This is a genomic window from Oceanobacter sp. 3_MG-2023, from assembly GCF_030688925.1.
Classification (GTDB): domain Bacteria; phylum Pseudomonadota; class Gammaproteobacteria; order Pseudomonadales; family Oceanobacteraceae; genus Oceanobacter.
On sequence record NZ_JAUYVX010000015.1, the window covers coordinates 1 to 19,959 of the forward strand.

General features: G+C 52.5%; 20 protein-coding genes. 13 read left to right on the top strand and 7 right to left on the bottom strand.

The window, feature by feature from the left end:
• Nucleotides 1-322: 322 nt before the first annotated feature.
• A complete protein-coding gene (gene queC, locus Q8W32_RS13595; RefSeq protein WP_303433342.1) occupies nt 323-994 on the top strand; it encodes a 7-cyano-7-deazaguanine synthase QueC in 672 nt (223 codons plus the stop codon).
• Nucleotides 991-1,692 (top strand): 7-carboxy-7-deazaguanine synthase, encoded by a 702-nt coding sequence (gene queE / locus Q8W32_RS13600; protein WP_305415378.1) that lies wholly within the window; start codon nt 991-993, stop codon nt 1,690-1,692. The genes queC and queE overlap by 4 nt, the downstream gene beginning before the upstream one ends.
• Nucleotides 1,693-1,789: 97 nt before the next feature.
• Here the strand turns inward: queE and Q8W32_RS13605 are convergent, their stop codons facing one another.
• Both Q8W32_RS13605 and hdfR read right to left on the bottom strand, forming a co-directional pair.
• The gene (locus Q8W32_RS13605) at nt 1,790-2,779 is read right to left on the bottom strand and encodes a zinc-binding dehydrogenase (RefSeq protein WP_305415379.1); all 990 of its coding nucleotides are present in this window, start codon (nt 2,777-2,779) and stop codon (nt 1,790-1,792) included.
• On the bottom strand, nt 2,779-3,678 hold the full coding sequence (gene hdfR / locus Q8W32_RS13610; protein ID WP_305415380.1) for an HTH-type transcriptional regulator HdfR: 900 nt from the start codon (nt 3,676-3,678) through the stop codon (nt 2,779-2,781). The genes Q8W32_RS13605 and hdfR overlap by 1 nt, the downstream gene beginning before the upstream one ends.
• A 131-nt stretch (nt 3,679-3,809) precedes the next feature.
• On the opposite strand from hdfR, the gene maoP reads away from it, so the two are divergent.
• The 6 genes from maoP to Q8W32_RS13640 all read left to right on the top strand — a co-directional run bounded on the left by maoP (nt 3,810) and on the right by Q8W32_RS13640 (nt 9,003).
• The gene (maoP, locus tag Q8W32_RS13615) at nt 3,810-4,139 is read left to right on the top strand and encodes a DUF413 domain-containing protein (protein ID WP_305415381.1); all 330 of its coding nucleotides are present in this window, start codon (nt 3,810-3,812) and stop codon (nt 4,137-4,139) included.
• A complete protein-coding gene (locus Q8W32_RS13620; RefSeq protein WP_303433347.1) occupies nt 4,132-4,551 on the top strand; it encodes a RimK/LysX family protein in 420 nt (139 codons plus the stop codon). The genes maoP and Q8W32_RS13620 overlap by 8 nt, the downstream gene beginning before the upstream one ends.
• Nucleotides 4,552-4,556: 5 nt before the next feature.
• Nucleotides 4,557-5,462: a 30S ribosomal protein S6--L-glutamate ligase gene (gene rimK / locus Q8W32_RS13625; RefSeq protein ID WP_305415382.1), complete on the top strand. Its 906-nt coding sequence runs from the start codon at nt 4,557-4,559 to the stop codon at nt 5,460-5,462.
• 323 nt (nt 5,463-5,785) lie between these two features.
• Nucleotides 5,786-6,952, top strand: a complete 1,167-nt coding sequence (locus Q8W32_RS13630; protein ID WP_303433349.1) for an aspartate aminotransferase family protein — start codon at nt 5,786-5,788, stop codon at nt 6,950-6,952.
• A 16-nt stretch (nt 6,953-6,968) separates the two neighbouring features.
• Nucleotides 6,969-7,886, top strand: a complete 918-nt coding sequence (gene argF, locus Q8W32_RS13635; protein WP_305415441.1) for an ornithine carbamoyltransferase — start codon at nt 6,969-6,971, stop codon at nt 7,884-7,886.
• A gap of 193 nt (nt 7,887-8,079) precedes the next feature.
• Nucleotides 8,080-9,003 carry a LysR family transcriptional regulator gene (locus Q8W32_RS13640; RefSeq protein WP_303433350.1) on the top strand — a complete coding sequence of 308 codons (924 nt, stop codon included), beginning with the start codon at nt 8,080-8,082 and terminating at the stop codon, nt 9,001-9,003.
• Nucleotides 9,004-9,024: 21 nt separating this feature from the next.
• Here the strand turns inward: Q8W32_RS13640 and Q8W32_RS13645 are convergent, their stop codons facing one another.
• Nucleotides 9,025-10,593 (bottom strand): ATP-binding protein, encoded by a 1,569-nt coding sequence (locus tag Q8W32_RS13645; protein WP_305415383.1) that lies wholly within the window; start codon nt 10,591-10,593, stop codon nt 9,025-9,027.
• Between the two features lie 91 nt (nt 10,594-10,684).
• Nucleotides 10,685-11,425: a response regulator gene (locus Q8W32_RS13650; protein ID WP_303433352.1), complete on the bottom strand. Its 741-nt coding sequence runs from the start codon at nt 11,423-11,425 to the stop codon at nt 10,685-10,687.
• A gap of 361 nt (nt 11,426-11,786) precedes the next feature.
• Here Q8W32_RS13650 and Q8W32_RS13655 point away from each other — a divergent pair, with 361 nt between their 5' ends.
• The 5 genes from Q8W32_RS13655 (at nt 11,787) to bcp (ending at nt 16,743) form a co-directional block, all read left to right on the top strand.
• The gene (locus Q8W32_RS13655; protein ID WP_305415384.1) at nt 11,787-11,963 is read left to right on the top strand and encodes a hypothetical protein; all 177 of its coding nucleotides are present in this window, start codon (nt 11,787-11,789) and stop codon (nt 11,961-11,963) included.
• A gap of 164 nt (nt 11,964-12,127) precedes the next feature.
• The gene (gene nrdA / locus Q8W32_RS13660) at nt 12,128-14,407 is read left to right on the top strand and encodes a class 1a ribonucleoside-diphosphate reductase subunit alpha (protein WP_305415385.1); all 2,280 of its coding nucleotides are present in this window, start codon (nt 12,128-12,130) and stop codon (nt 14,405-14,407) included.
• A gap of 176 nt (nt 14,408-14,583) precedes the next feature.
• Nucleotides 14,584-15,714 carry a class Ia ribonucleoside-diphosphate reductase subunit beta gene (gene nrdB, locus Q8W32_RS13665; RefSeq protein WP_303433354.1) on the top strand — a complete coding sequence of 377 codons (1,131 nt, stop codon included), beginning with the start codon at nt 14,584-14,586 and terminating at the stop codon, nt 15,712-15,714.
• 17 nt (nt 15,715-15,731) lie between these two features.
• Nucleotides 15,732-16,217, top strand: a complete 486-nt coding sequence (gene yfaE, locus Q8W32_RS13670; protein WP_305415386.1) for a class I ribonucleotide reductase maintenance protein YfaE — start codon at nt 15,732-15,734, stop codon at nt 16,215-16,217.
• A gap of 46 nt (nt 16,218-16,263) precedes the next feature.
• On the top strand, nt 16,264-16,743 hold the full coding sequence (bcp, locus tag Q8W32_RS13675; RefSeq protein ID WP_303433356.1) for a thioredoxin-dependent thiol peroxidase: 480 nt from the start codon (nt 16,264-16,266) through the stop codon (nt 16,741-16,743).
• Between the two features lie 108 nt (nt 16,744-16,851).
• Here bcp and Q8W32_RS13680 read toward each other — a convergent pair whose 3' ends face one another.
• The 3 genes from Q8W32_RS13680 to Q8W32_RS13690 form a co-directional block, all read right to left on the bottom strand.
• Complete coding sequence (locus Q8W32_RS13680; protein ID WP_305415387.1) at nt 16,852-18,150, bottom strand: homoserine dehydrogenase; 1,299 nt, start codon at nt 18,148-18,150, stop codon at nt 16,852-16,854.
• 146 nt (nt 18,151-18,296) lie between these two features.
• Nucleotides 18,297-19,508, bottom strand: a complete 1,212-nt coding sequence (alaC, locus tag Q8W32_RS13685; RefSeq protein ID WP_303433358.1) for an alanine transaminase — start codon at nt 19,506-19,508, stop codon at nt 18,297-18,299.
• Nucleotides 19,509-19,674: 166 nt separating this feature from the next.
• The gene (locus Q8W32_RS13690) at nt 19,675-19,914 is read right to left on the bottom strand and encodes a hypothetical protein (protein ID WP_303433359.1); all 240 of its coding nucleotides are present in this window, start codon (nt 19,912-19,914) and stop codon (nt 19,675-19,677) included.
• Nucleotides 19,915-19,959: the final 45 nt, after the last annotated feature.

Sequence of the window (19,959 nt, forward strand, 5' to 3'; positions counted from 1 at the left end):
ATAATACACTGATAAATCAGTAATTCAACCCTTAAATCCGTTTTTTCTGATTGGCGGTTCGAATCCAAAGGATGCGTTGCCAAACCAGAACTGAAGCTGACTCATCCAATAACGATGAGTCTTGCCCCATCCCCTGCTGCATCAGCAGTAGGGAGGCGCGCATTATAGGGATGGATTATTTTGAGTCAATCCTTTTTATAAACTTTTTAAGATGTGCGTATAATCACGCATCATCAACAGGTGACCTCTTCTACCAATAGCGGCAGGTTGTTTCTTACGAGCCACTCGGACTGTTTTCCGTTTGGCTAACCTTGGAGTTTTTATGTCTGAAAAAGCAGTTGTCATCTACTCCGGTGGCATGGATTCCTTCACCATTCTTCAACGCGCTTATAAAGAAGGTTATGAGTTGTTCCCGCTCACCTTCGATTATGGCCAGAAACACAGCAAGGAAATTCGTTTCGCTGCCGATGTTTGTGACGAGCTGGGGCTGCCTCATCGAGTCATCGACATCACCGCCATCAATCAGTTGTTGCAGAGTTCATCATTGACCTCTGATCAGGATATTCCGGAAGGTCATTACGAAGCCGACAACATGAAGTCTACCGTGGTCCCCAACCGCAATATGATCCTGTTATCGCTGGCCATTGGTTATGCCGTTGATATCGGCGCCAGCAAGGTCTTTTACGGTGCACACAGCGGCGACCACGCCATTTACCCTGATTGCCGGCCTGAATTTGTCCACGCCATGAACGACGTCGCCAAAATCGCCAACTATGAAGCGGTAGAGATTGTGACTCCTTATCTCAACAGCGACAAAATTGGCATATTAAAAGATGGCCTGGCCATGGGTTTGGATTACGGCCAGAGCTGGACATGCTACAACGGCCGGGAAAAAGCATGCGGCAAATGCGGCTCTTGCGTCGAACGTCTGGAAGCTTTTGCGATAAATGGTGTTACCGATCCACTGGCTTATGAAACAGGCACAGCAACATGAGCAGCAAGAGTACCCCATCAAAGGTGTACCGTATAAAAGAAGCGTTTTACACACTCCAGGGTGAAGGCACACACGCCGGACGCCCGTCTGTCTTCTGTCGTTTCAGTAAATGCAATCTGTGGAATGGCAAAGAAGATGGCCGGGCAAGCGCCAGCTGTCAGTTTTGTGATACCGACTTTGTTGGCACCGACGGGCAAAATGGCGGCCGTTACTCACAAGACGAGTTGTGTTCCCTGCTTCGGGCGCTTTGGCCGGCGTCGGATATTCCACCTTATATAGTATGTACTGGTGGCGAACCTGCGTTGCAGCTGGATGAGGATCTGATCGAGGCCATGCACCAACAAGGATTTGAAATCGCCATCGAGACCAATGGTACGTTACCGCTACCTGCCAATATTGACTGGATCTGCCTGAGCCCGAAGGAAAACTCTCAGGTTGTGCTGCAGCAATGCGATGAGCTCAAGCTGGTATACCCCCAACCGGGAGCGATGCCCGAACAGTTCGAGCATATAAAAGCAACACATCGCTACTTGCAGCCCATGGACATGACCGCGCTGCAGCAAGCGCCCAAACGCGATCATATCCCCCTGTTCTCGGTACAGCCTGCCAATCCGGTACAAGCGGCCGTCAGTTATTGTCTGGCCAACCCGCAGTGGAAACTAAGTACCCAGACCCATAAATGGATCGGGATAGACTAACCACCCGCTCAACCTCACCTGAAAACGCGAGAACGGATCGACAGTTACGACTCCTCACCTCTGGGTGAGGATTATTGGGCCAGGCTGACGCCGATCATCAATCAGCAACCGTCTGGTCTGGCCATACCAGCGCCACTTTACCCTGCAACTGTCCCTGCTCGTACCACTTATGAACCGATGCCAATTCGATGGCTGCAACAGATTCAGGCTCGGGTACATCAATAACACCCTCCTCAACCCAGGCTGCAAACTGCACCAGATCCCGGCCGAGTTGCTCCCGGCCCTTGCCGGTCAACAATGGCAATGCCTTGAAAATCGCATGGAGCGTCAGAGACTTGGCGTGCGCCGGAGACAAGTCATGAGTGCCACGGGCATTGATGGTCGCCACATCACCCCATGCGGCAACGGCATTCAATGCGGATGTCAGGCTGTCACCACCATGTGTATCAACAACACAGTCGAAGCTTTTACCTGAGGCGACCAGGTCCGCAACGGCATGATGCGCCAAGGCTTCAACGCCCATGGTACGCAAGATATCCAGTCGTTCGGAACTACCTGCCGTGGCAGTCACGGTTAACCCTTGATGCAACGCCAGCTGCAAGACCATGCGGCCAACACCACCAAGCCCTCCCAGCACCAGCAATTGACTGTCTGACGAGGGTCGCAAACGCTGGAATATTTCCATCGCCGTCAGCGCCACCACAGGCAAACAGGCGGCGGCCTCATTGGTCAGATTGGCTGGGGCACGAGCGAGCAGGCGCGCATCGGCAAGCACATACTCACACACTGTCCCCATGGTTCCGCGCACGCCACCCGTCATGCCATAAACACGGTCGCCGATGGCAAAACCATCAACGCCTTCACCAAGTGCGATTACTTCACCACAGACATCACAACCAGTGGTGCCGGATTCCGTGGCAACCGGTGCCAGCCCGGAGCGCACCTTGGTATCCAACGGGTTAAACCCGGCGGCCAGTACTTTCAGTAATAATTCCCCTTGACCTGGGTCGGCGACGTCAATCGTTTGGAGCGTCAATACATCCGGGGAGCCATATTCAGTAAACACCATGGCTTTGGTATTAATCATCAGGATTCTGTTCCTATCCCATCGTCAAGATGGTGAACCAGTGGGTGGGTGTTGGCTTCTGCTGCGGCGATCTGGCGAATAACCATATCGACCAGGTGCTCGCTGCCGCCATTGGAGTGGAAGCTGGCATAAACCGTTCGGGAGATCACAGGGGCATCTTTTACCAGAAACAGGGTTTGTTGATCGAACGCGGTGGCGACCAGGCCCCAGGGAAGGTAAGCCGCCCCGCCTCTCGACTGGATACAATCAAGGGCTATTCGGCCAGTATTGGTTTGCAACGCTGGCGTGCCCGGTAATTTCAGCTGTCGGTTATGCTGTGCCTGAAAAGCAGTTCCCCAGTCCACCAGCACATACCCTTGCCCCAACGCTTCGTTAATCGTCACGCCTTCCGCTGACGAACACAGGTACAGGGGCAAATGTGCTACTTCCAGGGTCGTCAGTTCATCGACTTTCGGCGCATCAAACAGAAAAGCCAGGTCCAGAGTACGCTCCAGTATCTGACGAATCAGGTTGCCACTGCTGTGTGCAACGGCTGTCAACGACAAGCCATCAACCCGATCCAGCAAGCCCGCCATTTGCTGCTGTAAAAAACCGTCCCATAAATTGGGAGTGGCACCGATGGCCATTTGTTGGCTTTGCCCTGCTTCTGCAGCCACTTCCTGACGAATTTTTTGTTCCAGCCGTACAGTGCTTTCTGCCAGCGGCATCAGCTTTTCACCAGCAGCCGTCAACTGGATGTTATTACGTTGGCGTGAGAACAACTCAACGCCCAATAACCCTTCCAGCTGTCGCACACGAAAGCTGACCGCAGATTGGGTCAGATAAAGGTTTTCTGCCGCGCGACCAAAGTGTCGGGTGCGAGAGACTTCCATAAAGGTTTTAAGCAGTTCTGTATCCATTTGACCAATTTATATGTTCGTTACGATAAGTATTTTTTGTTTTACCGCGCAAAGTGCCCTGACCATACTCCGCCGAAACCACATTGGCTGTCCAGCCACTCACTAGATGTTATTTACAGGGGAATTGAATCATGAGTTTTGCCAGCCCGAAAAAATACTTTGATGATCGCAACTTTCCGCGTGGGTTTCATCGTTCAGGTGACTTTACTCGCGCCCAGGCCGAGATTCTTGAGTCACTTGGCACTGTTTTAAAAGCACTGCACGAAGGCACCCAGGAACCTGAAGATGAAGTTGAAGCGCACTTTGTCATGGTCTGCCAGGGTAAAGAGCAAGCTGTTACCGATATAGAAAAAGCCTGGACTCTGTACCTGTCGGCACTACGCCGCAAACAGGTTTACTTTACCGCCTCCTCAGCGGCCGTCACCGACGGTGTCAGTGAAGCCATCGACACCGATGACTAAGCCGACACTGGGGTACCTGGAAGTACTGGCGCTGCCTGACGTCGGTATTCAATGTCACGCCAAAGTTGATACCGGTGCCTGCTCCAGCAGTTTACATGCGGAAGACATCAAGGTCTTCCAGCGTGATGGCCAGGACTGGGTGAGCTTTCATGTGCTGTTCAGTCGAGAAAAAATGCGTATTGATCAACGCTGTGAGGCACCGCTGTTCACCCGCAAACGCATCGCCAGTTCCAATGGCTCCCGCAGTTATCGCTATGTCATCAAGACACCGGTTACTATCGGCAACCAGCAATGGCCCATCGAACTCAGCCTGACACCTCGCGGTAGCATGAAATATCCTATGCTATTGGGGAGAGAAGCCATTAGCGGTCGTTTCATCGTTGATGTTGAACACACCTATTTGAGCAAATAAATACCATGAAAATCGCGATCCTTTCGCGCAACCCCAGGCTCTATTCGACCCGGCGACTGGTTGAGGCCGGCACACAGCGCGGTCACGAAGTGACCGTCTTCGATACGCTGCATTGTTATATGAATATCAATAGTGTCGAGCCATCCATGCATTATCAGGGTAACGAGCTCAAAGACTATGATGCCGTGATACCGCGTATCGGTGCTTCCATCACTTTTTACGGTACTGCCGTGCTGCGCCAGTTCGAAATGATGGGGGTATATCCATTAAATGAATCGGTCGCCATCAGTCGTTCACGCGACAAGCTGCGATCTATGCAATTAATGTCACGAAAAGGCATAGGCCTGCCCGTCACCGGATTTGCACACAGCCCGGATGATATTCCCGACCTGATTGCCATGGTGGGTGGTGCACCGCTGGTCATCAAACTGTTGGAAGGTACACAAGGCATCGGGGTGGTACTGGCGGAAACCCGCAAGGCCGCAGAAAGTGTTATCGAGGCCTTTATGGGGCTGAAAGCCAATATCATGGTGCAAGAATTCATTCAGGAAGCCGGTGGCGCTGATATTCGCTGTTTTGTTGTTGGCGACCGCGTGGTGGCCGCCATGAAGCGCCAGGCCGCCGATGGCGAATTCCGCTCCAACCTGCACCGGGGAGGCTCTGCCAGTCTGATCAAGATCACCCCGGATGAGCGGGCAACGGCCGTGCGGGCAGCACGCACCATGGGACTGAACGTCGCCGGTGTCGATATTTTACGATCGAATCATGGCCCGGTTGTGATGGAAGTTAACTCTTCTCCTGGCATTCAGGGGATTGAGGAAGCCACCGGCATTGATGTCGCCAACAAAATCATCATGTTTATCGAAAAAAACGCCCGCGCGAATCACACCCGTACCCGCGGGCAAGGCTAGATAACGACTCTGCACCAACGCCGCTGCTGGTGATATGGCAAGCACAACCAGCCCACGGGTATTGCGGTGATATCAGCCATCCACAAGCCAGGCAGCAGCAGGCAGCAATAGTTACCGCCCATACCCGCCATATATCTCGCTATATGGCGTTATTCCTGACAAGTGATTGCATACCCTCCTGGCACGGCCTTCCCTGTCGCATATCAATAACAGGCGACCATTCTGGCCGCTAAAACCGTTTACTTCAGCCAGAGGCTTTCGTATAGTCAATGTCCTACCGGGCAGCCAAGGCTGCCTTTTTGCGTTTTAAGGAACTGTCCCGAATGACTGCGATCATGAACACCTATGGCCGCCTGCCCGTTACCTTTACCTCTGGTAAAGGGAGTTGGCTGACAGATACTGATGGAAAGACCTACCTGGATGCCTTATGCGGTATTGCCGTATGTGGATTGGGTCATGCCCACCCGACTATCAGCGCAACACTGTCTGAGCAAGCTGGCCGCCTGATACACACCTCCAATCTGTACGGCATTGAACGACAGCAAGCACTGGCAGATGCGCTGATACGCATCTCTGGCATGAACAATGTCTTCTTCTCCAATTCGGGAGCAGAAGCCAACGAGGCAGCCATCAAGATTGCCCGCAAATACGGCCATCAACGTGGTATCCATGAACCTGTCATCATTGTCATGAGCAAGGCCTTCCATGGCCGTACCATGGCCACCTTGACGGCCACTGGCAACACCAAGGCGCAAGAAGGCTTCGGACCCCTGTTGAATGGTTTTCTCCGGGTCCCCTACAACGACCTCGATACCCTGACCAGGGTCGCCAGCGCCAACCCGAACGTCGTCGCCGTAATGCTCGAAACCGTTCAGGGCGAAGGTGGCCTGGCCACTGCCAGCGCCGACTATCTGCAAGGCATTCGGGCTTTGTGTGACCAGCATCACTGGCTGATGATGGTTGATGAAGTCCAGACCGGCAATGGTCGTACCGGCAGCTACTTCTCCTATCAACAACTGGGTTTTGTCCCTGATGTTGTTACAACGGCCAAGGGCCTCGGTAATGGCGTCCCTATTGGTGCCTGTCTGGCCCGTGGCGAAGCCGCCGATGTATTACAGCCTGGCAATCATGGCAGTACTTATGGTGGCAACCCGCTGTGTTGTGCTGTCGCCCTGTCTGTTGTCGAAACCATCGAAACGGACAATCTCTGCACCAATGCCCAAGAGATGGGTGACTACCTGGCCACTGGCTTCCGGGAGCGGCTGAGCAACAACCCACACCTGGTCGACATTCGTGGCCGTGGCCTGATGATGGGACTGGTGATGGATCAGGATTGCCCTGAGCTGATGGCCCGGGGTCTGGAATACGGCATTCTGCTCAACGTCACCGCAGGTAATGTGATCCGCTTGTTGCCAGCGCTGAACCTCAACAAGGATGATGCTGACAAGATCATCGATATCGTGTGCAACCTGATTGATTCGCTAGATTGATCGATATAACGAAGGAATTGCTGTGAGACACTTTTTAACTCTGATGGATCTGACTTCAGAAGAGCTGAACCAGGTATTACAACGAGCAATAGAACTCAAGGCCATGCAACATCGCCATGAAGTCTATGAGCCCTTCAAAAACCAGGTGCTGGGGATGATTTTTGAAAAATCGTCCACTCGTACCCGGGTATCTTTTGAAGCTGGCATGACACAATTTGGCGGCGCAGCTATTTTTCTGTCGCCTCGGGATACCCAGCTGGGTCGCGGTGAACCCATCGAAGACAGCGCTCGTGTGCTGTCTCGCATGGTCGATATCATTATGATCCGTACCTTCGATCATGCCGATATCGAATTGTTTGCCAAGCATTCGACCGTCCCGGTCATCAATGCGCTGACGGATGATTATCACCCCTGTCAATTGCTGGCCGATATGCAGACCTTTATCGAGCACCGCGGTTCGATCAAGGGCAAGACCGTTACCTGGATTGGCGATGGCAACAATATGTGCCAATCGTACATGAACGCCGCGGTGCAGTTCGACTTCCACCTCAATATTGCTGTCCCGCCAGGGTTTGAGCCTGATGCCGATTTGCTGGCCAAGTGTGGTGATCATGTTTCCCTGATGACATCTCCGGAAGAAGCGGCCACCCAGTCGCACCTGATTGTGACCGATGTCTGGGCATCCATGGGCCAGGAAGAAGAACAAGCCGAGCGACTGCGTCAATTCAAGCATTACCAGGTAACTGAAGCATTGCTCGACAAGGCTGCCGATGACGTCCTGTTTATGCACTGCTTGCCTGCCCACCGCGGTGAGGAAATCAGTATGACCTTGATGGATGACCCCCGGGCTGTTGTATGGGATGAAGCTGAAAACCGCTTGCATGCGCAAAAAGCGCTGATGGAATTCTTGCTCAACAAGGCCCAAAACAAATAGCCGTTAACCCCGCTCGCTCACTGGTGATGGCCCTTGATTGGGCCTCTGCCAGCGGGTATCAGAATCATATCGACAGCAAGTCGCGACTCTTTTTTATCCTCAACAGCTGCCATTCTGAAATCCTTCTGTGCTTTCGGGCATGCTTGAACTAATATCATACTGTTAACCAACAAGATGAATTAAATTCAAAGCCATGCTAGAAATCAAACATCTCAGAACTCTGGTAGCACTGCGTGATGGCGGTACGCTGGTCGAAGCCGCCAAGCGGCTGTATCTGACCCAGTCGGCGCTTTCTCATCAGCTCAAGGATCTCGAAGACAAGCTGGGCGTGCGCTTGTTTGTACGTAAATCCAAACCGATACGTTTCACCCGTGCCGGTCTGGAAATGCTGCAAATGGCTGATCAGATCCTGCCGCAGTTACGGCAATGTGAGCTGGCATTAAAAAAGCTGGCCGGTGGTGAAACCGGCCGCTTGCATATGGTGATTGAATGCCACAGCTGCTTTGAATGGCTGATGCCCGCGATCAACCGTTTCCGGGATCACTGGCCCGATGTCGAAATAGACCTCACCACCAGCTTCCATTTTGACCCGTTACCGGCGCTCACCCGAGGGGATATCGACCTGGTAATCACCTCCGACCCGGAACCCGACAGCCGTATCCACTATCGGCCGTTATTTCGCTATCAATCGTTACTGGCCGTTTCCAACCAGCACCCACTGGCACACCAGGCTCAGGTAACGGCAACAGACCTCGCCCCCGAAACCCTGATTCACTATCCGATTGAACGCAAACGGCTGGATATTTATCAGCATTTTCTACTGCCGGCAGGTGTAGAGCCAGTTGCCAATCGCCAGACCGAGCTGACCCTGATGATGATTCAGCTGGTTGCCAGTGGCCGCGGTGTCGCCTGTTTGCCCAACTGGGCCTTACAGCCCTACCTGGATGCCAAATTGATCAGTGCCTTGCCATTGGGCAAGGGCATATGGCCAACCCTGTATGCAGCGATTCGTACTGATCAGCAAGACGACAGTTACATCAAGGATTTTCTCGACCTGTCAATTGATACCTGTTTCGATCGCCTGCAAGGGATTGAGCCTATACGCCAGACCAAATGATCTGATCGATGGCATAATGATCTAGTCCATATGGTAGCGCGGCCAGATCAGGCTGAATCTGGCACCGCCCAATTGTTCACTGCGACCAACGATGGCTCGCCCACCGTGCCAATAAGCGATACGCCGTACAATCGACAGACCCAAACCATAACCACCTGAGCTGCGGGTACGGCTGTCATCCAGTCGGGCAAAAGCCACAAAAACCTTTGGCCATTCGGCTTCCGGAATACCCGGGCCATCATCTTCGACATCAATACGGCATGTATCCACCGCAACACTGCAACGCACCTGGACGCGGGAATGGGCGTAACGACAAGCGTTACTCACCAGATTTTGTACCGCCCGATGAATATAGCGAGGCTCTACTTCCACCAGCGTATTCTGTAACCGTTCGGTTTCCAGAAACAGCACCTCGATATGGGCCGGTGGTCGCGCTTCCGCAGCAACCTGACGAGCAATATCCGTCAAGACCACTTCATGAAACTCCAATAACGGCCCACCTTCCTCCAGGCGGGCATACGTCAGAATTTCATCAATCAGTTGGTCCAGTTCCTGAATATCCGTATCCATCCCCTGTATCTGCTGCTTCAGGTACGGAGACTCAACTTCATCTTCAATAATTTGCAATCCAAAACGCAAGCGGGCCACCGGCGTCCTTAACTCATGGGAAACGGCCCGCAGCATCTCTCGCTGGATATCAATCAGCCGCTGAATATGCTCAGCCATCTTGTTAAAGGAACTGCCCAGGCGATTGACCGGATCAACTCCCGTCACCGCAATACGGGCCGACAAATGCCCTTGCGCCAGACGTCCCGTTACCTGGTCCAGATTCCGCAGCCCCGACTCCAGCGTTGTAACCAGCCAGAAAACCACCAGAGCCAGCACCAGTACTGCCATTAAACCAAGAATCAGCCAGGTGTAAGCGGGAGTTTGCCGCGGAGTATTCAACGGCCCAATCATCAAATGATAATTATCCCCCAGCCGTACATCGACCAGCCGGGAAGACACAGGATAAGTTGGAGCCGATTTCATCACGGCCAGACGGACAGGCACCGTCAGCTGCTCTGCCAACCACTGTTCATAACTGACCGCATCCATCTCGGACACCTGGTAGTGATGCCGGATCAAATCCGCAAATTGCGCCCAGGCCAGCTCGATATTGCCATCAAAATAAAAGGTCACCACAGCGCCGGATACGACACGACTCAAATCGTCAATATTGGGGACGGACGAGGGATAGGCAGACAACAACGATGCATCAGGCGAGCTGGTACCCCCACTCAAAAAACGAAACTGCATATCGCTATCGTCCAGTACCGTAATCACTCGGCCTCGTAATAAACGGTAGCGTTCATAGCTGTTCAGAGTCCCCAGACCAGCCTGTTCAACCCAGCCATGTTGCAGTGACTGGCGAAAGCGTTCTCCCATGTCCCCACTATTCAGCACCTGCAAAGGACGCCCCAGATCCTGCTCCCAGTATTCATGCAAACTGATATACCGAATCAGACTCAGCGACAAAAGGCAAAATACAACAATACCGCTGATGGTCATTATCAGGGTGCCATAGACGCGCAAGAACATGATACTCATCCGTCCACCCTCAGACCCAGGCCAATACGAACACCACAACACCAGCCAACCGGCCGAAACAGCATGGCCCGCGTATCAGGAAGAAAGGTCATTACAGCTCTTTCACAAACAGGTATCCCTTGCTGCGCACCGTCTTGATACGGCGAGGATTGACCGGATCATCGCCGACCTTGGGACGAATACGAGACACCCTGACATCAATCGAGCGATCCTGCCCATCGTATTCAATCCCCCGCAGCTGATGGAAAATTTCTTCACGTGTTAATACTCGCCCGGCGCTGTTGCACAACAACCAGAGCAAATCGAACTCGGCACTGGTCAAATCGATGCTGCGCCCTTCCAGCCAAGCCTCCCGCATGGCGCTATCAACCACCAGATTACCGAACGTCAAACGATTTTCCTGATTAGGCGTGTCGGTCACTGTCTCCTCAAGATGACGAACCCGGCGCAACAAGGCTCGAATTCTGGCCAACAGTACCCGTGGACGTACTGGCTTGGCCACGTAATCATCTGCCCCCATCTCCAGACCCAGCACCTGATCGAGATCTTCAGTCCGGGCGGTCAGCATCAGAATCGGACCGCGATAGTGAGGGCGCACCAAACGGCACACCGCCAGACCGTCTTCCCCAGGCAGCATCAGATCCAATACCACCAGGTCGGGCTGTTCCGTCTTGATACGTTCAATTGCACGGCTGCCATCACCTTCGATGGCAACAACCAGGCCATTACTTTCCAGATAGTCTTTGGTCAGTGCTGCCAGTCGCTCATCATCCTCAACAATCAGGATGCGCCAGTGATCATCCGAGTCATATGCCATTTTTTCGTCTGCCATCCAGAGATTTCTCCGTTACGGGGTTCTGCCGCAACATTTACTGCGACCTGTCAGATTAACAGCCGATCGTGCTTATAGCTCGGAGCAGTCAAACCGTCTGTTAACTCCTGTGCATTCCGTCACAAAAGTCATTCAAGCCATCAGCAAGCGCCTCCGTCCCTGGTACCAAAAACGATCGACCCTGATAACAAACCAGCAACCGTTAACACACCAGAAGCAATGCGGCTTGCAGCTTGTTCCGTGGTAACAGGCCAATATGATACTAAAAATCACCCACATCTCATGCACATCTAATACACATGTTATTCACAAGCGGGATCCTCCCTGACAAGTAGGCCACACTAGATGTGGGGTTGAAACCATGGCCAAGGCCCATTATCTTGTGCCGCTTTCTTCGGCTTGTGGAACACGCTATGTCATCAAATCGTTCCGTTCTTCAGGCTTGCTTGATGCTAAAATCAGGCACAGCAATTTACATTCAGCACGAACACGCCATGAGCTGGCCACAATCCAAAGCCAGGCGATCGCTGCTGATTGATGGCCAGGATTGAAACAGACACACATCAGGACTTTCCCTTTTGCGCCCAACTTGCCGCCATCCGCTGATACCAGATCAGGGTAGCAGCAAGAACAATGGCCGGAGACAAGTCACTATCAGGCATGGACGTGATCAGAATACCTTCGAGTACAGGCACACTTAACATGAATAGCGCTCTCAAAGTCAGTAAACGCGATGGTCGTCAGGAACTGCTGGATCTGGACAAGATCCACAAAGTGGTTACCTGGGCCGCAGAAGGACTGGATAACGTCTCCGTCTCCGAAGTTGAACTTCGTGCCCATCTGCAATTTTTTGACGGCATCCAGACCTCAGAAATCCACGAGACCCTGATCAAGGCCGCCGCCGACCTGATTTCCGACCAGGCACCGGATTATCAATATCTGGCTGCGCGCCTGAATATCTTTCATTTGCGCAAAAAAGCCTTCGGCCAATACGAGCCACCGGCGTTGCTGGATCATGTGCGCAAACTGGTCGACAACAAACGCTACGACAGCCATCTGCTGGACGATTACAGCGAAGCCGATTACGCCGAGATGGAAACCTTCCTCGATCACAGCCGCGACTTGAACTTCAGTTATGCCGCGGTAAAACAATTGGAAGGCAAGTACCTGGTACAGAATCGCGTTACCGGTGAAGTGTTCGAAAGTGCCCAGTTCCTGTACCTGCTGATTGCAGCCTGTCTGTTCAGCAGCTATGAAAAGGATCGACGCCTCGATTTCATCAAACGTTTTTACGATGCGATTTCGACCTTCAAGCTATCGCTACCCACTCCTATTATGGCAGGCGTACGGACACCGACACGCCAGTTCAGCTCATGCGTGCTGATTGAAGCCGGAGACAGCCTCGACTCCATCAATGCCACCGCCAGCGCCATTATCAAATACGTTTCCCAACGGGCTGGCATTGGTATTAATGGCGGCCGTATTCGTGCTCTGGGTAGCCCGATTCGTGGTGGTGAAGCCTTCCACACCGGTTGTATTCCGTTTTACAAACACTTCCAGACTGCGGTGAAATCCTGCTCTCAGGGCGGTGTTCGCGGTGGTGCTGCCACGCTGTTCTACCCAATCTGGCATTACGAAGTCGAATCCCTGCTGGTATTGAAAAACAACCGGGGCGTTGAAGAAAACCGCGTGCGTCATATCGACTACGGCGTACAGATCAACAAGCTGATGTACGAACGCCTGATCAAAAACGGCAATATCACCCTGTTCTCGCCATCCGATGCCCCGGGCCTCTACGACGCGTTTTTTGAAGATCAGGAACGTTTTGAGCAGCTGTATACCAAATACGAGCAAGACGACAGCCTGCGCAAAAAAACCATCAAGGCCGTCGATCTGTTCTCCAGCATGTTACAAGAGCGGGCCAGTACCGGTCGTATCTACATCCAGAACGTTGACCACTGCAATACCCATAGCCCGTTTAATCCGAAAAAAGCCCCTGTACGCCAGTCCAACCTGTGTCTTGAGATTGCCTTGCCAACCAAGCCATTGATGGATATTAACGACGAGAGTGGCGAAATTGCCCTGTGTACGCTGGCAGCCTTCAACCTTGGAAGCCTGGACAACCTGGATGAACTCGAAGAGCTGTCCGACCTGATAGTACGGGCACTCGACAGCCTGCTCAGCTATCAGGATTACCCGGTCCCGGCCGCCGAACGAGGCAGCCTCGGTCGTCGCACCCTGGGTGTTGGCGTTATCAACTACGCCTATTATCTGGCCAAAAACGGCGTCCGTTACTCTGATGGCTCAGCCAATGGCCTGACCCACAAAGCGTTTGAAGCCATTCAGTACTGGCTGCTGCGAGCTTCCGTCGGCCTGGCAAAAGAACAGGGGGCCTGCCCGCTGTTTGAAGAAACCACCTACGCTCAGGGTATTTTGCCAATCGATAGCTACAAGAAAGATATCGATACTTTCTGTGATGAGCCGCTACACTACGACTGGGAGACCCTGCGCAAGGAAATCAAGGAACATGGCCTGCGCAACTCCACGCTAACAGCGCTGATGCCATCGGAAACCTCTTCCCAGATCAGTAATGCAACCAACGGTATTGAGCCGCCACGGGGCTATATCAGCGTCAAACAAAGTAAAGATGGTATTCTCAAGCAGGTAATACCCGAATACAAAAACCTCAAGGATGCCTACGAACTGTTATGGCAAATTCCCAGCAACCAGGGCTACCTGCAACTGGTCGGTATCATGCAGAAATTTGTTGATCAGTCGATTTCTGCCAATACCAACTATGACCCCGCCCGGTTCAGTGGCAACAAGGTGCCCATGCAGCAACTGATGCGCGACCTGTTAATGGCCTATAAATACGGCGTCAAAACCCTGTACTATCACAACACCCGTGATGGCATGGAAGACCCTCAGAAAGACGTGATCGAAGAAGACGATGACTGCGCAGGCGGAGCCTGTAAAATCTAGTACGAAAAATTCAACGTACTTTCTACTGATTCTCTTTTAACACTGCACAAGGCCGGTACAATCAACACGCTATGTTGATAGTACCGGCAACAACCCGCTGTGTAAGGAAGCGCACACGGGTCTTTTCAATCCGAAGAATGACAACGGCCGAACAGGCCAGCGAGACGATACTGGCTATGGCCTACACCACCTTCAACCGCAACGAATTTGATACCTTCAAACAGCCCATGTTTTTTGGCGAGCACGTCAATGTTGCCCGTTATGATCAACAGAAACACAAGATTTTTGAAAATCTGATCGAAAAACAACTGTCGTTTTTCTGGCGCCCTGAAGAAGTGGATTTGACTAACGACCGTAAGGATTTTCTTGATCTGCCCGATCATGAAAAACACATCTTCGTCAGCAACCTGAAATACCAAACCCTGCTCGACTCGGTTCAGGGACGTTCTCCCAACGTGGCATTTTTGCCCGTGGTCTCGCTGCCGGAACTTGAGACCTGGATTGAAACCTGGTCATTCAGTGAAACCATTCACAGCCGCTCTTATACCCATATTGTCCGTAATATCGTGCCCAATCCGGCAACGATTTTTGACGACATCACCCGTAACGAGCACATCACTCGCCGGGCGGTCTCAGTGACACATTACTACGACAGCTTTATTGAACTGAGTAATTATTACCAGCAACTGGGCGAAGGTACGCATACCGTCAACGGCCAGACCGTTGAAGTCAATATGCACGAGCTCAAGCGTCGTCTGTATCTGACCCTGGTGTCCGTCAACGTATTGGAAGCCATCCGTTTTTACGTCAGCTTTGCCTGCTCTTTCGCTTTTGCCGAACGGGCCAAAATGGAAGGTAATGCCAAAATCATCAAGTTGATTGCCCGTGACGAAGCGCTGCATCTCACCGGCACCCAGCACATGCTGCAAATTATTGCTCGCGGTAAAGATGATGCCGACTTTGCCGTGATTGCCGAAGAGTGCAAGGCCGATGTTGTCCGTATCTTTGCCGAAGCCGCCCAGCAAGAAAAAGAATGGGCCGATTATCTGTTCAAGGACGGCTCCATGATTGGCCTGAACAAGGATATTCTCTGTCAGTACGTTGAATACATCACCAACCAGCGTATCGCCGCCCTGGGCTTTGATCGTATTTTTGAAGCTCGCTCCAACCCGCTGCCCTGGATCAACTCCTGGTTAAACAGCGACAACGTCCAGGTCGCTCCACAGGAATCTGAAATCAGCTCCTACCTGGTCGGTGCTCTCGACAGTGAAGTTGACACCAACGATCTCGGCGACTTTGATCTTTGATGAGTCGTCCATATCCCATGAGTCAACCCCCGGAGAGCAACCACCAGGATCTGTCTTCGTCAGCGAACGACAGCTTTGAGCTGGATGGCAACATCGAACCGGACAGCGGCACCGGACTGCCGCCGTTCGAGTTGGAGCCCCCTCCGGCTACCTCCGACAGCTCTGCCCAACAGGTTGAGTTATATCTGCCGGAGCGTGACCCCGAACAGCCGGAGCAGACACCCCAGCTCGAGCTGGAGGGTATGGCTCCGCCTGTTTTTGCCATTACTTTCAATGATGGGCATCAGGCCCGCTTCCAATACGCAGCTAACTTGCTGGAGTCTCTAGAAGCCCAGCAGATCGATGTCCACTTTCAATGCCGGGAAGGCTATTGTGGCAGTTGCCGTGCCCAGCTGCTCAGTGGTGAAGTGCATTACGCCAACGACCCATTGGCCTGGCTGAATGAAGGCGAGATCTTGTTGTGCTGCTGTATCCCTCGCAGCGACGTCAAGATCAAGCTGTAGCGGTTGTAGCAGCGCTAATGAATCCAACGAATATAAGGAGAGCCTTATGTGCAGCGCACTTGTCTTACCAGAAGCCGGAACTCCGGCACCAGCCTTTACCACACTGAATCAGCGCGGTGATACCGTGTCACTCAGTGATTACCAGGGTAAAACCCTGATTCTTTATTTCTACCCCAAAGCCATGACGCCAGGCTGTACCACCCAGGCCTGTGGACTGCGGGACAGTCAGGCAGAGCTGGCAGCCCACAACGCCGTTGCCGTTGGTATCAGTCCGGATGCACCCGCCCGGTTACAAAAATTTATCGACCGCGATCAACTCAACTTCGACCTGCTTTCGGATGAAGACCATCAGATTGCCGAAGCCTATGGGGTATGGGGCCTGAAAAAATTCATGGGCAAGGAATATATGGGGATCAACCGCATCACCTTTATTATTGGTGCAGACGGTATCATTCAGCATGTGATGCCGAAGGTAAAAACCAAAAGCCATCACGATGATGTGATTGCGTTGCTGACCAGCGCCTGAGTCCTTTCGGCCGCCTGACTGCGTGCGGAGAAAAAGCGTCGGAGAAAAAACCAACAAGGCGGCCAGAACGGCCGCCTGTGTCTATCATCTGTCTGCTACCAGTATCTGTCAGTCGAGCTGCTCAACCCGGATCCGGGTTACTGCACCCACGGTGCTTTCCAGCGCTTCAATCGCTGCAATCGCCGCATTCATGGCTTTTTCCACAATACGGTGAGTCAGCAAAATAATCTGCGCCAGCTCTTCCCCTTCCTTGGGTTCTTTTTGAATGATGGCTTCGATATTAATGCCGCGCTCACTCAGAATCGTGGCTACCGATGCCAGCACCCCGGTTTTATCCTGCACCTGAAGGCGCAGATAATACGAGGTGACCACTTCTTCCATCGGCAGGACCTGCTCATCTTCGATTTCGTTGTACGCCAGATGGTTCACCCGCACCGAGGCATCGGCTTCCAGCGTCCGCGCCAGATCAATGATATCCGCAACAACAGCAGAGGCTGTTGGGCCAGCACCGGCTCCCGCACCAACGTACAGCGTATCGCCAACGGCATTACCGTTCACCATCACAGCGTTTAATACGCCATCTACCTTGGCAATCGGCCGGGCTTCCGGAATCAGGGTCGGATGCACACGTAAATCAATGCCTTTTTCTGTTTGACGACTGACTCCCAGGTGCTTGATGCGATAGCCCAGCTCTTCTGCAAATTCAACGTCATCCCGGGTAATATTACTGATGCCTTCGGTGTAACAACGATCAAACTGTAACGGAATACCGTACGCAATCGATGCCAGAATTGTCAGTTTGTGGGCCGCATCAATGCCTTCAACATCAAAGGTAGGGTTTGCTTCGGCATAACCCAGCTGTTGGGCCTCTGCCAACACATCGTTAAAATCCCGGCCTTTATCGCGCATCTCGGTCAGGATAAAGTTGCCGGTTCCATTGATGATACCTGCCAGCCAGTTGATACGGTTGGCGGCCAGCCCTTCCCGCAGCGCCTTAATGATCGGAATACCACCGGCAACACCGGCTTCATACATCACCGACACGCCCTTGGCTTCTGCCTGGGCAAAAATCTCTGCGCCATGCTCGGCAATCAATGCCTTGTTGGCAGTCACCACGTGCTTGCCGTGCTCAATCGCCGTTAATACCAGCTCACGAGCGACCTCATAACCACCAATCAACTCCACCACTACATCGATTTCAGGGTTTTTGGCCACCTCAAAAATATCGTTAGTCATGGGAATAGTGCTGGTGTCGTAAGCGGGATTCGGACGACGAGCTCCGATCTGCGCCACAATAATCTCGCGACCTGCCCGGCGTGCAATGTTTTGCGCATTGGTCGTCAGTACATCAAATGTACCGCCACCGACTGTACCTAAACCGCAGATACCTACTTTTACCGGTTTCAAGGTCTTCTCCTCTTTGCTGGATAAAATCGAACGCTATAGCGCAGTGGCTGATCACCGTTCTTTATATATTGTTCACTGTATTTTAGCGGCTGTAATGCCTTGCCTTGCCGCATATCGCGCTGCCTGGTGCGAATTGTCAGCCCAGTTCAGTCACCCTGATAATGGCCATCCTTGCGCAGCATATGCTTGATACCACGCAGTGCCTGACGGGTACGCTGGTCGTTTTCAATCAGGGCCAGACGTACATGGTCGTCGCCGTATTCACCAAAACCGATACCCGGTGACACAGCGACCTTGGCATCCAGCAAGAGTTTTTTGCTGAACTCAAGTGATCCCATCGCCCGATATGGCTCAGGAATACGTGCCCAGATAAACATGGTGGCCTTGGGAATATCGACCTGCCAGCCCATATCATTCAAGCCTTTGCACAACACATCACGCCGATGTTTGTACATCTCGCAGATCTCGTGCACCACCGACTGGTCGCCTTCCAGAGCCGCAATAGCCGCCACCTGAATGGGAGTGAATGTACCATAATCAAGGTAAGACTTGATCCTGCCAAGGGCGTGAATCAGGTCTTTATTACCGCAACAGAAACCGACCCGCCATCCCGGCATATTGTAGCTTTTGGACAACGAGAAAAATTCGACCGCCACATCCCGGGCACCTTCAACTTGCAGAATCGACGGCGGTTGATAACCATCAAAGGCGATATCAGCATAGGCCAAATCCTGCACTACCCAGATCTGGTGTTCGCGGGCCATCTCGACCACCCGTTCAAAAAAATCCAGCTCAACACATTGCCCGGTCGGATTACCGGGAAAGTTAAGCACCAGCATTTTGGGTTTGGGCCAGCTGTTTTTGATGGCTTTTTCCAGCTCGGCAAAAAAATCCACGTCCGGAGTCATTGGCACATGGCGAATATCCGCACCGGCCAATACAAAACCATAAGGATGAATCGGGTAAGCCGGATTGGGCACCAGTACTGCATCCCCGGGGCCAAGCGTCGCCAGCGCCAAATGCGCCAGACCTTCCTTGGAGCCTATTGTAGTAATCACTTCAGTATCCGGGTCGAGCTCAACGTCGTAGCGGTTCTTATACCAGTTAGCCATGGCTTTGCGCAGCCGTGGAATGCCCTTCGACTGGCTGTAACGATGCGTGCCTTCTTTTTGCACCGTTTCAACCAGCTTGTCGACAATATGCTGTGGCGTATCCTGATCCGGATTCCCCATCGATAAATCCACGATGTCTTCACCACGGGCTCGCGCCGCCATTTTCAACTCACCGATAACGTTGAAAACATAAGGGGGCAAACGCTCAATACGCGGAAAATGCTTGTTCATGGTGGACTCTTTCATCAATGGCAGAAAAGCCCAACAGGCTACTGGATGGCGGCGCTTTGATCAATGGAAGGCGTGCCGTTACGCCCACGCCTGGTGCTGTAGCGCAAGGCAACGACGGGCATGGAGCCATGTAGGAAGCACCGACGGGGCTTCCGTGTCGATGCCGTGAAAGCCTGCAATATTATGATTTTGGCATCGTCTTTATTTTACGTATCAGCCAATGACCCAACGCCACTTCCCCGATGGCCATCACACCGTACAGTGCGCCGAACATAAACGAAGAGCCGATAAAGGCAATAATGATCAAGGCGAGAAACGCCAGCATCAGGTTTCTTTTATCCCTGAGTAGTGTCGAATCACTGGATAAGACAAACCCAGCGAACATGCCGATCACGAGTCCTACAATAATGCGTCCTAACATGTGTCCATTTTCCTGAAAAAGCGATTGTTTATCGAAGCGACTCTG

Excerpts from the sequence above, each read along its gene's own strand:
- Q8W32_RS13655 (WP_305415384.1), top strand. The coding sequence starts at position 11,787 with ATGGCCAAGGCCCATTATCTTGTGCCGCTTTCTTCGGCTTGTGGAACA.
- rimK (WP_305415382.1), top strand. The coding sequence starts at position 4,557 with ATGAAAATCGCGATCCTTTCGCGCAACCCCAGGCTCTATTCGACCCGG.
- nrdA (WP_305415385.1), top strand. The coding sequence starts at position 12,128 with ATGAATAGCGCTCTCAAAGTCAGTAAACGCGATGGTCGTCAGGAACTG.
- bcp (WP_303433356.1), top strand. The coding sequence starts at position 16,264 with ATGTGCAGCGCACTTGTCTTACCAGAAGCCGGAACTCCGGCACCAGCC.
- queC (WP_303433342.1), top strand. The coding sequence starts at position 323 with ATGTCTGAAAAAGCAGTTGTCATCTACTCCGGTGGCATGGATTCCTTC.
- Q8W32_RS13630 (WP_303433349.1), top strand. The coding sequence starts at position 5,786 with ATGACTGCGATCATGAACACCTATGGCCGCCTGCCCGTTACCTTTACC.
- Q8W32_RS13645 (WP_305415383.1), bottom strand. The coding sequence starts at position 10,593 with ATGAGTATCATGTTCTTGCGCGTCTATGGCACCCTGATAATGACCATC.
- Q8W32_RS13605 (WP_305415379.1), bottom strand. The coding sequence starts at position 2,779 with ATGATTAATACCAAAGCCATGGTGTTTACTGAATATGGCTCCCCGGAT.
- Q8W32_RS13620 (WP_303433347.1), top strand. The coding sequence starts at position 4,132 with ATGACTAAGCCGACACTGGGGTACCTGGAAGTACTGGCGCTGCCTGAC.
- yfaE (WP_305415386.1), top strand. The coding sequence starts at position 15,732 with ATGAGTCAACCCCCGGAGAGCAACCACCAGGATCTGTCTTCGTCAGCG.
- hdfR (WP_305415380.1), bottom strand. The coding sequence starts at position 3,678 with ATGGATACAGAACTGCTTAAAACCTTTATGGAAGTCTCTCGCACCCGA.
- Q8W32_RS13640 (WP_303433350.1), top strand. The coding sequence starts at position 8,080 with ATGCTAGAAATCAAACATCTCAGAACTCTGGTAGCACTGCGTGATGGC.
- alaC (WP_303433358.1), bottom strand. The coding sequence starts at position 19,508 with ATGAAAGAGTCCACCATGAACAAGCATTTTCCGCGTATTGAGCGTTTG.
- Q8W32_RS13690 (WP_303433359.1), bottom strand. The coding sequence starts at position 19,914 with ATGTTAGGACGCATTATTGTAGGACTCGTGATCGGCATGTTCGCTGGG.
- nrdB (WP_303433354.1), top strand. The coding sequence starts at position 14,584 with ATGGCCTACACCACCTTCAACCGCAACGAATTTGATACCTTCAAACAG.
- maoP (WP_305415381.1), top strand. The coding sequence starts at position 3,810 with ATGAGTTTTGCCAGCCCGAAAAAATACTTTGATGATCGCAACTTTCCG.
- queE (WP_305415378.1), top strand. The coding sequence starts at position 991 with ATGAGCAGCAAGAGTACCCCATCAAAGGTGTACCGTATAAAAGAAGCG.
- Q8W32_RS13650 (WP_303433352.1), bottom strand. The coding sequence starts at position 11,425 with ATGGCAGACGAAAAAATGGCATATGACTCGGATGATCACTGGCGCATC.